Raw genomic sequence first — 13,992 nt, forward strand, 5'->3', positions numbered from 1 at the left:
CTAGTCGATCGTGACCGCCAGATCGCGGTTGCGGTCGGCTGCATTGCCGGCAAAGTCCTCCGCAGTGATGCGCAGGATGTAGTGGCCCGGCCCCAGTTCCCCGACTTTCCAGGCGCCCGGCGTCAGCTTGCCGTTCATCAGCTTGTTGTTGATGGCGTAGGCAAAGCGCGTCTCGCTGGCGCCATGCACGGTAATGCCACTGCTGGCCGCATAGGCCAGCTTGACCGCCTCGCGGTTGCGCGGCAGACGGTCGTACTGCTGCGTCATCAGCGGCTGGTTCATGCCCGGGATGACTTCGCCATCCTTGTTCAGCAACTGGTAGCCCAGCTTGTACAGGCCGAGGCGGCGACGCTGCTGGTTGCCGTTGATCTGATCGCTGGCGTCCACCACGATCTGCACCTCGCCCAGGCTGCGTGGAATGCGCAGCCGGCCTTCGCGCTGCTCGGTCAGCGGCTTGCCGCTGGCGTCGGTCACGCTGATCGCGTGAATCTGCGGGCGGATGCTGTCTTCCAGGTCGATGAACGGCAGGCGCAGCGGATTGAGCGCGCCGCCATTCGGCTTGTACTCCAGGTGCACGTGCGCCATGCGGTTGATGGTGCCAAGCGCTTCGCCGGCGACAAAGCGCGTACCGCGCTTGATGCGCACCGCTTCCGCCACACCCTTGTCGCCCCGCGACAGCAGGAAACGCGGATCATTGAGCAGCTTGTCGCGCGCGTCCCGGCCCACGCGCATGTGGACGTAATACATGCCCTCCAGCGCCAGCCCTTCCGACAATTCGCCGTAGCCCCAACTGGCGCGCGGATCGCTGACCTTGGCCGCGCTGATGGCCAGCACCGGCGTGCCGATGGCGCCCTGCACATCCAGGCCGGCGTGGAAATGATCGCGGCTTTCGCCCTTGAAATCGCCACGCACCTCGCCCAGCAGGCCAACCACTTCATGCGGCTTGTTCTGCGGCGCCAGCGGCCACGGCATGGTGGCGCTGTGCGACGGCGCTCCCGGTTGCGGCTCGTCCGGCACCGGCTCGGTGTCGGCGCTGACCTGGGCGACGTGGTGCAGCCGGAACGTGGCGGCGTCAGTGACGAACAGCGAGCCGTCCTTGTAGACGGCGATGCTGCGCGGCGAGTACAGGCGCACGCTGCCATCCGCGCCGTAGCCCGGCTGGGCCGGGTGGTCGATGTCCTGCAGCGTTACCGCCTCGCCCTTGGGCGTGATCTGCGCCAGGCGGCCGTGCGCGGTGCTGGCGGTGTAAATATAGCCGTCGGCGGTCAATGCGATGGCGACCGGGGAACGCAGCAGCGCGTCACGGTCGTCATCCTTGGCGACGGCGACGGTGCTGACCGTGCCGTCCTTGGCCAGCTTGCGTATCGCGTGGTTGGCGGTGTCGGCGATGAACAGATCGCCATGGGCGTTGATGGCGATGCCGGTAGGCGTGTCGAACAAGGCTTGCGCGGCGGTGCCATCCACCAGCCCGGCACGCTTGCCGCCGGCGATGGTGGTCACGCTGCCATCGGGCGCGATGCGGCGGATGCGATCGTTATAGGTATCGCTCACATACACCACACCGGCGGCATCCACCGCCACACCGACCGGGCCGTTGAACTGGGCGTTGGCGCCCTTGCCGTCCTTGTCACCGGCCAGGCCGTCGCCAGCCAGCGTCGAGACGACGCCATCCGGCGTCACTTTGCGGATGGCGTTGTTGCCGGTATCGGCCACGTACACATTGCCGGCGGCGTCGACGGCGATGCCGGACGGCGTGTTGAAGGCGGCGGCGGTGCCACTGCCCTCGGCATAGCCTTCGACGCCGCCAGCCAGCGTCGACGTCACGCCGTTCAGGTCGATCTTGCGGATGATGTTGTTATTACCGCCGTCCGAGATGTACAGATTGCCGGCCTGGTCGAGCGCCACGCCAAACGGGTCGGCAAAGCGCGTGCGCTTGGGATTGCCGTTGCTGCCGCCTGGCAGGCCATCGCCAGCCATGGTCGTCACGCGCGCATGCCAATGCGCCAGCGTGCCCTTGGCAACAGCAGGCCTGGCCGCGTCAGCATGTTGCGCGGAAGGCTGGATCAGCACATAAGCGATGCCGCCACCTATGGCCGCGCCACCAAGCGCCAGCACCGCCAGGATGATTTTGAATTGAGTTGGAGACACTTGCCGAGACCTAAAGATTGACTTCAGGAAAGTTTAACCGATGTCGGCCACATTGCGGCATAAAAAAAAGCCCGCTCAGGGAGCGGGCTGAAGTCTATTTCCTTGGAGGAGAATAGAGGAGACAGGTGAAGTATGCTGCGGCGCGGCATATAGATCCAATTTATATTTCGAATAGTAGAAATTCACCAAACGCATATTAAGGGCAAATAAAAAGCCCGCACACTGATTACTCAGCGCTGCGGGCCTTTTTACAACGGAAAAACTTACTTGCCGTCGGCTGCGTAAGGCAGCACGCGGGCCGCCAGACGGGTATCGGTCTTCAACAGGCCAACCTCATCGCCCATGATGTGCACCGCTTCGTTCAGCAACACATCCTTGGCCGCCTTGGCCTGCTTTTCGGCTTCCAGCTCGGCTGCCAGCGAACGCTCCGAGCCTTGCAGGCCGTCGTCGCTACGCAACGCGCCTTTGACGCCAGCCACCTTCTGCGCCGCCTTGCCTGCCGGCTTGGCCGATGCCGAGATCGCCTTATTCAGCGCCTCTTTCGGATCAGGCAACAGGATAGGATCGTCCGCGCCAGGCACCGGCGACAACAGACGCGCCTCACGCAGCTTGGAGCGCGATTCCTGCTGGTCGCGTTCCTTGCGGCGCACCACTTCGTTCAGCGACACCGAATTTTCCTTGCGCTGTTTCTTCACCAGGGCGATGTCTTCCAGCAGATACTGGAAGTCCTTGTCCTTGGAGACGCGTGCATCATGCCGCTTGTCCAGCAACGGCAGGATATCCTTGATCTCGCCAGCCGGAATATAGACGGCTGGCTTGATCTGCGTCCACGGCAAGGCGTTCTCATAGCTCGACTCGCCATACTGGTCGGAATCGCCCATGGTCGGCAGCTTGATATCCGGCGTGACGCCGCGCAGCTGGGTGGTGCCGCCGTTGATGCGGAAGAACTGCGCCACCGTGTATTTCAGCTCGCCGTAACGGGTTTTCTCGCCCGGCGCAAAGCGGTTCAGGTCGAACAGCGTCTGCACCGTGCCCTTGCCGAAGCTTGGCTCGCCGATGATGATGCCACGGCCGTAATCCTGGATCGCCGCCGCAAAGATCTCCGACGCCGAGGCCGAACCACGATTGATCAGCACGCCCATCGGGCCATCCCAGGCCATGCCCGGATCGGTGTCGCTTTCCACCTCGACCTTGTTGTCACCGGTGCGCTGCATCACCACCGGGCCCTTGTCGATGAACAGGCCGGTCAGCTCGACCGCCTCGCTCAGCGAGCCGCCGCCATTGTTGCGCAGGTCGATGAGCACATTGTCAACCTTGTCCTTCTTCAGCTCGACCAGCAGGCGCTTGACGTCGCGGGTGGCGCTCTTGAAGTCCTTGTCGCCCTTGCGGCGCGCCTCGAAGTCCATATAGAAGGTCGGCAGCGAAATCACGCCGACGCGGCGCTTGGCGTTGCCATCCTTGACTTCATAGATGGATTTCTTGGCCGACTGCTCTTCCATGCTGATCTTCTGGCGCACCAGCGTGACAAAGGTGTGCTTGCCGTCCGGTCCGGCATCGGCCGGAATGATTTCCAGCTTGACGGTCGAATCCTTCGGACCGCGGATCAGCGCCACCACGTCATCCAGGCGCCAGCCCATCACCTCGGTCATCGGCGTCTTCTCGTCCTTGGCCACGCCAACGATCTTGTCGCCGACCTTGACCTTGCCGGACAGGCCGGCCGGACTGCCGGTCACCACCTCGCGCACCACGGTGTAATCGTCGCGCGATTGCAGCACGCAGCCGATGCCTTCCAGCGACAGGCGCATGGCGATGTCGAAGTTGTCGGCGGCGCGCGGGCCCAGGTAGTTGGTGTGCGGCTCGATCGACATCGCATACGCGTTCATGAAGATCTGGAACACATCTTCGCTGGTCAGCTTGCGCGACGGGCTCAGGTAGCCTTCATAGCGCTTGTCCAGCGTCTCGCGGATGGACTTGTCGTCCTTGCCGGCCAGCTTCAGGCGCAGCCATTCATTCTTGACACGCTTGCGCCACAGGTCCTTGACCTCGGCGTCGCTCTTGGCCCAGTCGACCTTCTCGCGGTCGTACTGATAGCTTTCGTCGGAAGCGAATTCAAACTTGCCCTGCTTGACCAGTTCGCGCGCATAGGCGATGCGCTCGTTGAAGCGCTGCTGGTACAGGTTGAAGATGGCAAACGGCACGCTGAGGTTTTCAGTATTGATGGCGTCGTCCAGGCGGGTGCGCACGATCGAATACTGGTCGATATCCGCCTGCGTGAAGAACATTTTCTCCGCGTCCAGCGACTTGAAATAGCGGTCGAAGATCTTTTCCGACATCGCATCGTCCAGCGGCAAGGGCTTGTAGTGGGCCTTGCCCAGCACTACGGAGGTAAAGCGGGCCGCCATGGTCTGGCCTGGCAACGGCTTGAGGGGGGTGTCCGCCGCTTTCTCTGGCGCGGCGATACCGGCCTGAACTGACAGGGCCGCGAGCACGGCCACCAACAGCATTTGCTTCTTCATCGGCTTACTCCGAAACATATATGAATAAATTTGTTGCGTAAATGTGTGCAATCTCATTCTACAGGGAGGCGGACTTGCACGGGGCTGGTATTTCACAGTTTCCCCGCCTAAGCTTAAAGATGGCTGAAACGAAACATCCGGTAACACGATTTTACTAAGTATAAATACTTACCAATGTGCAATTTTTTACACAAGTCATTGTTTTATAAATAGAAATCTTTCGAGAACCTGTTCAGTTTCATTGCCTAACAGAAAAAAACTGTATATCATAATGGTCTTAGTTTCATGTTGACGGCCCCGCCAGGCAGCACTATTACGGCAGTGTCTTCGCCCCACGCTATGCTCCCCCGCCCCCGGAGCAGCTCGATTCCGAGCGACCTCAAACGCAATACCTATTCTCTGAAGAGATCAATGAAAACAATAATGATGAATCCCCGTAACTGGGGTGTCGGTACGAAAATTACCGTTTTTACCTTTGGCCTGCTGAGCGTCATCATGGCCATCCTGCTGGTGCTGATTAATATGAGCACCTCCGCCATGCTGAAAGAGCGTGCGCGCGCCAATGTGGCCTACAACCTCAGCGGCATCAGCAACACCGTCGAAGTATTCAACTCGGCGATGATGAACGAGGCCTCCGCCTTCGCCCGCCTGTTTGCCGCCGAGTTCAAGGGCGGCCAGTTCTCGCTCGATCCGTCCACCACCGTCGATATCGGCGGCAAGGCCACGCCGACACTGAAGTTCGCCGGCAAGCCGCTGAACCTGGACTTCACCATCCCGGACAAGTTCACCACCGACACCGGCGTCATCGTCACCATCTTTGCCGCCACCGGCGAGGACTTCGTGCGCGTGACCACCACCGTGCGCAAGGAAAACGGCGACCGCGCTGTCGGCACGCAGCTCGACCGCTCCCACCCGAGCTATCCGGTGCTGCGTTCAGGCAGCAGCTATATCGGCCTGGCCAACCTGTTCGGCAAGCCTTTCATCACCCAGTACGACCCGATCAAGGACGACAGCGGCAAGACCATCGGCGTGCTGTTCATCGGCCTCGATATCGCCAAGAACATGGCGATGCTGAAGGAGAAAATCAAGGAAATCAAGATCGGTGAAACCGGTTATATCTATGTGATCAACGCCGCCGAGGGCAAGACCCTGGGCAACGCGCTGGTCCACCCAGGCAAGGAAGGCGAGAATCTGCTGGACCTGAAGAGCAGCGACGGCCGCCTGTTCGTCAAGGACATGCTGGCGCAGAAGGATGGCGGCATGACCTACGACTGGAGCGAAAAAGACGGCGCCTCGCCACGCGAGAAAATGGTCGAGTTCCATACCTTCAAGCCATGGAACTGGCTGATCGTCGGCGGCACCTACACCGAGGAAATCACCCGCGAAGCGGCGCAACTGCGCAACCGCTACGCGCTGCTGGGCCTGATCTCGCTGGTGGTGTTTGCCGCCGCGCTGTTCCTGCTGGTACGCAGCGTGGTATCGCGTCCGCTGGCGCGTGCCGACGAGGCTGCCGAACGCATCGCCGCCGGCGACCTTGACGTTCACCTGCAGGTCGACAACGAGGACGAAATCGGCCAGGTACTGCGCTCGCTGAACAACATCAGCGACAACCTGTCCGGCGTGGTCGGCCAGGTGCGCCGTGGCGCCGAGCAGATCACCACCGCGTCGAGCGAAATCGCGCACGGCAACCTGGACCTGTCGCAACGCACCGAACAACAGGCGTCCAGCCTGGAAGAAACCGCCGCCTCGATGGAAGAACTGAGCAGCGCCGTCACGCAAAACGCCGAGAACGCCTCGCAAGCCAACCAGATGGCGCTGGCCGCGTCCAGCGTCGCCGCCAAGGGTGGCGAAGTGGTGGCGCAGGTGGTGGAAACCATGGGCTCGATCACCGATTCGTCGCGCAAGATCGCCGACATCATTTCGGTCATCGACGGCATCGCCTTCCAGACCAACATCCTGGCGCTGAACGCTGCCGTGGAAGCGGCCCGCGCCGGCGAACAAGGCCGCGGCTTCGCCGTGGTGGCGTCCGAAGTGCGCACGCTGGCCCAGCGCTCGGCCACCGCCGCCAAGGAAATCAAGGAACTGATCGACGATTCCGTCGCCAAGGTTGAAACCGGCAGCAAGCAGGTTGAAAAAGCCGGCTCCACCATGCAGGAAGTGGTGGACAGCGTGCGCCGCGTGACCGATATCATGGCCGAAATCAGCCACGCCAGCGAAGAGCAGCGCGCCGGCATCAGCCAGGTGCACGAAGCGGTCACCCAGATGGACCAGGTAACCCAGCAGAACGCCGCGCTGGTGGAAGAAGCCGCCGCCGCCGCGCAGGCGCTGCAGGATCAGGCCCACGAACTGGAAGAAGTGGTCAAGATCTTCAAACTGGGCAGCCACGCCGGCCAGCCGGCGCTGAGCCAAAGCCGGCACCTGGCACTGAAATAATCCGGCCGCACGCCGGTCGAAGCCGCCCCGTCAAAAACGGAGGCGGCTTTTTTATTTTATAATTGCCGAATGCCTACTCTTTTCCAGCACCGGCGCTTGACTAACATGCTCAGCCTGATCGTCTCCATGGCGATCCTGCTGAACCTGTTCGCGCCGGCGATCAGCCAGGCGGTCACCCCGGCCGTGCTGGCTGGCGAGATGCTGGCCAGCGAAATTTGCAGCGCCACACCGCTCGCCGTCAGCCCGGCCGGCGGCAAGCGGGTGCCAGGCGGCCTCCACGCCCATGGTCTCAAGCATTGCATGCTGTGCGCCGTCCACGCCGGCGGCGACGCGCCACCGCCTGTTGCGGCCGGCCTGCCGGCGGTACTGGAAGGTCACGACGTTTATCCGGCGCCGCGCCCAGCCGCGCAGCGACAGCACAGCCACTGGTCTGACGCCCAGCCACGCGGCCCGCCCGCCCGCGCCTGAGATTCCGCCCGCCGCATCGCCGCGCCCGCGCGCGGCCGTGCCTCCGCATCTTCCGCTTTACAGGATAGACTATGCAACGCCGTACCTTTATCTCGTCGTTGGCCGCCCTGCCCGTGCCGTTCCTGGCCGGCACCGCGCACGCCGCCGGTTTCACCGCCATCGACATCACCGGCGCCAACATCGGCCCCGACTACCAGCTGTTCTACACCAACGGCAAGCCCGCCACGCTACGCGATTTCAAGGGCAAGCTGGTGATGCTGTTCTTCGGCTTCACCCAGTGCCCGGACGTCTGCCCGACAGCGCTGGCGCGCGCCGCCGAAATCAAGCGCCTGCTGGGCGCCGACGGCGACAAGCTGCAAGTGGTATTCGTCACAGTCGACCCGGAACGCGATACCGCGCCGCTGCTGACCGAGTACATGCGCGCCTTCGACCCGACCTTTGTTGCCGTGCGCGGCAACCTGGAACAGACGGCCAAGGCCGCCAAGGACTTCAAGATCTTCTACCGCAAGGTGCCGAGCGGCAGTTCCTACACCATGGACCACACTGCCCTCACCTATGTGTTCGACACCAACGGCAAGATCCGCCTGGCGATGAAACACGCGCAAACCGCCCAGGAGTGCGCAGCCGACCTGCGCCTGCTGCTGAACCCCAAGAAAGAAACCAATTTCCTGAAAGGACTCTTCCAATGAGAAAACTGCTCTCCCTGCTGCTGATGGCAGCCCTGCCCGCGCTGGCGCAAGTCACCGTCGGCGAACCATGGGTGCGCGCCACCGTGGCCGCACAAAAAGCCACCGGCGCGTTCATGACGCTGACCTCGACCCAGACCAGCAAACTGGTCGGCGCCAGCTCGCCGGCCGCCGGCGCGGTCGAGGTGCATGAAATGAAAATGGATAACGACATGATGCGCATGCGCCAGGTGCAATCGCTGGACCTGCCAGCCGGCCAGGCCGTCAAGCTGGCGCCCGGCGGCTATCACCTGATGCTGATGGGCCTGAAGCAGCCGCTGAAGGATGGCGACAAGGTACCGCTGACGCTGGAGTTTGAAGATGCGCAGAAGGTGCGCAGCAAGGTAGTGGTCGACGCGCCCGTCAAGCCGCTCAACGCTGCTGCGCACTAATCATGATGCATGCCGGCTGACCCACTTCAGCCGGTCGTCTTCGTCGCCGTTGCCGGTGACGTAGACGGTGTAGCTGGCGCCATCCGGCGCCACCCGCACCACCACGTGGCCGTCGCGGCTGCGCAGCTGGCTGGTCAGGCGCCGGTTGACCAGATGATTTGCTGCCATCAACGATGTCGCATACACTTCGCGCGGGCCTGGATACAGGCGCTGGCTTAGCATGCGCTCCAGCTGCAACATGTCCGGATGCGCGAGATGCCAGCTTGGTATCACCCACGCCTGCGGACGCAGCGCGCGCACCACGTCGCCACTCAGGCCGTCGAACATGCCGTGATGGTCGGCAGTGGCCACATTGACCGGTCCCGCCACCTTGGCTGCCGCACCCAGCACGTCACGCCAGGGCAGCTCGCCATCGTGCGTGTAGCTGGTCAGGTCGCCGCCGGTGAAGTAGGCGAATTTTCCCAGGCTGATTTTCAGCGCGATCGAACACACATTCTCATCCGGATAGTCGGCGCGCGCCAGCGACGACAACGGAGGGAACATGCTTTTGGCCTGCTCGCCGCTGCCAGTCCATACCTCGCCGTTGGCAGCCACCGTGCGGATGCTGAACGGCGCGCTGCCACCGCGCATCGCCAGCTGGCTGGCGCTGCCGGCGCGGATTGCCGCCACGCCCAGCCCGCGCTGCACACGCGACTGCACGAAAGCATAGTAGTTTTCTGCATAGCGGCCGCCTGGCCTGAGCGGAAAGTCATACGCCGGATAGCCGCGATCGACCAGCAGGCCGACCGGCAGCAGCTCCGCCACATCGGTCACGCCGGACAGCCGGTAAGCACCTTGCGCCGATAGTGGCGCGGCGTCATTGACATCACCCAGATGGTCCGGATGGATGTGCGTCACCAGCAGGTAGTCCAGCTGCTGGCGGCCGGTGGCGCGCAAATGCCGTTGCGCATATCGCGCTATCCATTCGCCGGGCCGGTGCGATGCGTCCGGCATCGGCGCGGCCGAGACATCCAGCGCATTGTTGGTGGCGCCAGCGTCAATCAGCATGCTGGTCCCGTCTGGCATGACGACCAGCGTGGCGCTGCCTCGCCCGGTGGCGATGTGGTGGATGTCCAGGCAGCCCGGCGTCCATGGCGGCAGGTGCTGGTCTTCCACGGCGGCAGTCGCCGCGCGCAAGGCCAGCGGCGCCGCCAGCAAGCCCAATACAAAGTGACGGCGGTTCAGAGGTGCGGTCATGGCCATCCCTTAGAATTTCGCGCCGAGCGTCAGGCCGAAGGTGCGCGGCTCGCCGTCATATTCTGCACGCACCACCTGCGTCGAGCGGGTCAGGATGTAGCGTGTGTCGTTGGCGTTCTTCACCCAAGCGGTCACTTTCCAGCTGCGGTCGGGCGACTCATAGCCGATGCTCATATTGGCCAGGCCGTAGCCCGGGATCTGCAGGTTGGGATCGGCGGCGGCGCCGGTGTTGTAGGTGTCGCGCCATGCGTAGTTGGCAGCAGCGGTGACGAAGCCGGCGCCGTTCAGCGGCAGCGTCATGTTGGCGGCCGCCGAATACTGATTGGCCGGCGCCGACGACAGCCGGTTGCCGGTGTAGTTGAAGGTGCCAACGGCAAAGCTGTCGTAGACGCCGTTCAGGTGGCTGTAGCCGGCCGACAGGTCGAGCCAGCGCGTGGGCTTGTACGCCACTTCCAGTTCGCCACCCTTCACGGTCGCCTTGCCGGCGTTGATGATGCTCAGGATGCCGGTCAGCGTGTTGTTGACGAATTCCTGCTTGTCGGTGTACTTCATCTTGTACAGCGAAGCATTCAGGCGCAGACGGTTGTTCAGCCATTGCGACTTGACGCCGGCTTCGATATTGGTGACTTTTTCGGGATCGAACGGCGTGCGGAAGATCGCCGCCGTCGACGCATCGCCGTTGAAGCCGCCGGCGGTGAAGCCACGTGTGGCGCTGGCGTACCACATCAGATTGGCCTGTGGCTGCCAGCTCAGCACCACGCGCGGCGTCAGCTCGCTCCAGCTGGCCTTGTTGCCGTTGCTGCTGAACGTGGCGGCCGGCCGCAGATAATCGGTGCGGGTCAGGCTGGCGGTTTTCTCGTCATGCGTGTAGCGCACGCCGGCGGTCAGGTCGAAGGTTGCGGGCAGGTGCAGCACGCCGTCAGCAAACACGCCGAGGCTTTGGGTGTCGACCTGCTGGTCGGCCAGTGTTGAACTGGCCAGTGCGCCGGTGCGTGCAGCCAGGCCGCGTGTCCACAACTGGCGTGCACCTTCCTCGCTCATGTAATACAGGCCGGTGACGAAATCACCTGCAGCCCATTTCGGGCTGGCGTAGCGCAGTTCGTGCGACCAGGTGTCGATGTTGTCGGCGTCACGCGGGATGCTCTGGCTGCCGGTGGCCAGCAGGCTGTAATGCGCGCCAACGCCGGAATAATCTTCACTGGCGCGCGAGCTGCGGTAGGCGCTGATGGCGGTCAGGTCACCGGCGGCCAGCTTCCAGTTCAACCTGGCCGACATGCCTGAGATGTAGCGCTTGAAGCCCTGCTGCACGCCCAGTTCGGCGGTGCGCGGATTGCCGTCATCGCCCAGCGTATTGGACGACAGCGTGCGGCCGCCATTCCAGTCTTCGCTGTAATCGGCGCTGAGCGTGGCCTCGATGTCGCTGTCCGGCTTAAGCAGCAGTTGCGCGCGATAGTTGCGGCTGTTCAGATCATCCAGCTCCTGACCGGTCAGGCGGTCGCGCCCATAACCATCGCGCTCGCGCACCGAGGTCGAGAATTTGATGGCAGCTGTCTCGCTCAGTGGCGTGCTGACCAAGCCATTGAACAGCCGCTCACCCATATTGCCGAAGCTGACTTGCGCTTCGGCGGCGCGCTCGTCCAGCGCTGGCTGACGCGTGGTGATGACGATCGCGCCGCCGGTGACATTACGGCCGAACAGCGTGCCCTGCGGCCCTTTCAGCACATTGATGCTGTCTAGATCAAACAGTTCAAAGCTGGCAGCGCTGTTACGCGGAATGAAGACGTCATCCACCACCACCGCCACCGGCTTGCTGACACCGATCTGCGAGAAGGTATTGCTGATGCCGCGAATGGCGATGGTCGGATTGGCCTGGCTGAACGACGACACCAGCAAGCCCGGCGTCAGGCGGCTGACATCCTGCAGGTTCTGCACGCGGTTCGCCTCCAGCGTGCGCGCCGACAGCGTGGTCATCGAAATGGGAACGCTCTGGGCGGCCTGGCTGCGTTTTTGAGCGGTGACGGTGATGGAGGCGAGACCTTCGGCTGGCTCTGCGGCGACTGGTGCCGCTGCTGCGCTTGCGGCGGCGGGTGGGCGGCGAAAGATCACCACCGCGCTGGCGCCGTCATGGCGCACTTGCAGGCCGCTATTGCCGAGCAGCTGTTTCAGCGCATCGTCCGCCGACAGCGGGCCAAGCACGCCCCTGGTCTGCACGCCCTCGATATCGGCGCTGCTATACAGCACCTGCACGCCAGACTGGTCGCTCCATGCATCCAGCGCAGCCTTCAGATCGCCGGCGCCGATGTTGATGTCGCGCGTTTGCGCCTGCGCTGCCGCGCATAATGCCAGGGCGGCGATAGCCAGTGTATGACGAACCATGTTCATTCCCTAATTTTAGAAGTGATTGGATACTGCTCACTTACTAAGACGAGTCGCGCGATGCGATCCGGTATGCATCAGCGATAAATTTTTATGGTGTCGCCCTGCCGCTCGACTTTCAGCCCCATGCCTTGTTGCAGCAGGCGCGCGAAGCCGTCGATGTTATCGACGTTGAAGCTGCCGCCGATGCGCAATTGCGCCGCCACCGGATCGGCGATCACCAGCTGTCGTTTGTTATAGCGGTTGAATTCCTGCGCCGCCTGCGCCAGCGTCATCTGGTCCAGCACCAGCCTTCCCTGGCGCCAGCTGAGGCGACTGGCGGTCTGCTGGTCGGTCTGATGGCTGACCAGTACCGCGTCCCCTGCGGCGATCAGGCTGTCGTTGCGGGTGATGATGGCCGGTGCGCCGGCCGACACTGCACCGGCCGGGCTGACCTGCACGCGGCCATCGACCACATTCACCTGCACCTGGCCGTTGTCGTCGCGGCGCACCGAGAAGCGCGTACCCAGCACGGTCACGCGGCGCGTGCCCGCCTCCACCACGAACGGCCGCCTGGCGTCGTGCATCACCTCGAAATAGGCTTCGCCCTTGTCCAGCCACACGGTACGCTTCGACGCCGCCAGGCTGGCGCGCATCCTGGTATTGGTATTCAGCGTCACGCGCGTGCCATCGTCCAGCGCCAGTGAGGTGCTTTGGCCGAGCGCCGTCTGATAGCGCTCCGGCTGTGCGCGTAATCCGAACGAGCCTAGCCAGGCCGCACCAACCAGCACCACCACGCCGGCGGCAATGCGCCACGACCGCGTGTTCATCGCCTGGAACATCGACGCTGCCGGCACCGCCTTGCGTTCGGGATTATGCAAACTCCCCAGCCGGTCGGCGCGGCGCCAGACGCTTTCCAGCCGCAGCCACGCGATGCGGTGCGCAGTGGCGGCGTTGATCCATGCATCCAGCTCCTGCTGATGCTGCGCGGTCCAGCCGTCGCCGTCACGGCGCGCCAGCCACTCGGCTGCCTGGGCTTCGATATCGGCGGCGCGCATCATGCCGGGCCACCTTGCTGCTCATTCTTGCCACGTATTTTAGTCACCATTTTTGACATGCTGACGACAACTCCCTTCAACAACAAGGCATCGGCCAGTGCCCGCATGCCTTTGGCAATCTGCTTTTCCACCGTATCTTCGGTAATGCCGAGGTGCTGCGCGACCTCGCGCTGCGACATGCCATCGATCTTGCGCATGCGTACCACTTCGCCGCAACGCAGCGGCAACTGCTCCAGCGCCGATTGCAATAAACGTAATTCCTGCATGCCGCTGGCGTGACGCTCTGGTGTCAGGTCGTCGCTGTGCACATCCAGCGTTTCCAGGTCGGCGTAGGCTTCAATCGAGACGATCTGGGCGCGGCGCGCCTGGTCGATCAGCAGGTTACGCGCGGCGGCGAAGACGAAGGGCTGCACCAGCTCCGGGCGGCGGCGCGCGGCGGATTCATAGATCCGCACATATACTTCTTGCAACAGATCGGCGGCATCATCCGACGGCTGGCGGTGACGGCGCAGGAAACGCGCAAGCGACGCCTCCAGTGGCAGCACTTCGCGAACAAACCAGTCATCCAGATCGGTGGGCATCGTCATTGAAAATGGTGGGCATACGGACTAAGACGAAGCAGCGGGACAAATCCGGTATGGGTGGCTCAACTTTTTTTCAG

Annotated in this window: 10 protein-coding genes; 4 read left to right on the plus strand and 6 right to left on the minus strand. The window is 63.1% G+C overall.

Features of this window, described 5'->3' with window-relative positions; genetic code table 11:
* On the minus strand, window positions 1-2,148 hold the full coding sequence (locus BLS51_RS02605) for a gluconolaconase (protein WP_229207410.1): 2,148 nt from the start codon (window positions 2,146-2,148) through the stop codon (window positions 1-3).
* 263 nt (window positions 2,149-2,411) lie between these two features.
* Window positions 2,412-4,664: a carboxy terminal-processing peptidase gene (locus BLS51_RS02610; protein ID WP_090178749.1), complete on the minus strand. Its 2,253-nt coding sequence runs from the start codon at window positions 4,662-4,664 to the stop codon at window positions 2,412-2,414.
* A gap of 426 nt (window positions 4,665-5,090) precedes the next feature.
* On the opposite strand from BLS51_RS02610, the gene BLS51_RS02615 reads away from it, so the two are divergent.
* The 4 genes from BLS51_RS02615 (at window position 5,091) to BLS51_RS02630 (ending at window position 8,682) form a co-directional block, all read left to right on the plus strand.
* A complete protein-coding gene (locus BLS51_RS02615) occupies window positions 5,091-7,097 on the plus strand; it encodes a methyl-accepting chemotaxis protein (RefSeq protein ID WP_090180732.1) in 2,007 nt (668 codons plus the stop codon).
* Between the two features lie 105 nt (window positions 7,098-7,202).
* Window positions 7,203-7,565: a DUF2946 domain-containing protein gene (locus BLS51_RS02620; RefSeq protein WP_090178746.1), complete on the plus strand. Its 363-nt coding sequence runs from the start codon at window positions 7,203-7,205 to the stop codon at window positions 7,563-7,565.
* Window positions 7,566-7,636: 71 nt separating this feature from the next.
* Window positions 7,637-8,254, plus strand: a complete 618-nt coding sequence (locus tag BLS51_RS02625) for an SCO family protein (protein ID WP_090178743.1) — start codon at window positions 7,637-7,639, stop codon at window positions 8,252-8,254.
* Entirely contained in the window at window positions 8,251-8,682 is a 432-nt protein-coding gene (locus tag BLS51_RS02630) for a copper chaperone PCu(A)C (protein ID WP_090178739.1), read from the plus strand. The genes BLS51_RS02625 and BLS51_RS02630 overlap by 4 nt, the downstream gene beginning before the upstream one ends.
* Here BLS51_RS02630 and BLS51_RS02635 read toward each other — a convergent pair whose 3' ends face one another.
* From BLS51_RS02635 to BLS51_RS02650, 4 genes are all read right to left on the minus strand, one after another.
* The gene (locus BLS51_RS02635) at window positions 8,683-9,918 is read right to left on the minus strand and encodes a ComEC/Rec2 family competence protein (protein WP_090180729.1); all 1,236 of its coding nucleotides are present in this window, start codon (window positions 9,916-9,918) and stop codon (window positions 8,683-8,685) included. It lies immediately after the preceding gene.
* Between the two features lie 9 nt (window positions 9,919-9,927).
* Window positions 9,928-12,294 (minus strand): TonB-dependent receptor, encoded by a 2,367-nt coding sequence (locus BLS51_RS02640; protein ID WP_175472499.1) that lies wholly within the window; start codon window positions 12,292-12,294, stop codon window positions 9,928-9,930.
* Window positions 12,295-12,371: 77 nt separating this feature from the next.
* Window positions 12,372-13,334, minus strand: a complete 963-nt coding sequence (locus BLS51_RS02645; RefSeq protein WP_090178737.1) for a FecR family protein — start codon at window positions 13,332-13,334, stop codon at window positions 12,372-12,374.
* On the minus strand, window positions 13,331-13,918 hold the full coding sequence (locus BLS51_RS02650) for an RNA polymerase sigma factor (RefSeq protein WP_229207409.1): 588 nt from the start codon (window positions 13,916-13,918) through the stop codon (window positions 13,331-13,333). Before BLS51_RS02650 ends, BLS51_RS02645 begins: the two co-directional genes overlap by 4 nt.
* Window positions 13,919-13,992 lie beyond the last annotated feature (74 nt).

The sequence above is a fragment of the Duganella sp. OV510 genome (assembly GCF_900100205.1).
GTDB lineage: Bacteria > Pseudomonadota > Gammaproteobacteria > Burkholderiales > Burkholderiaceae_D > Rugamonas.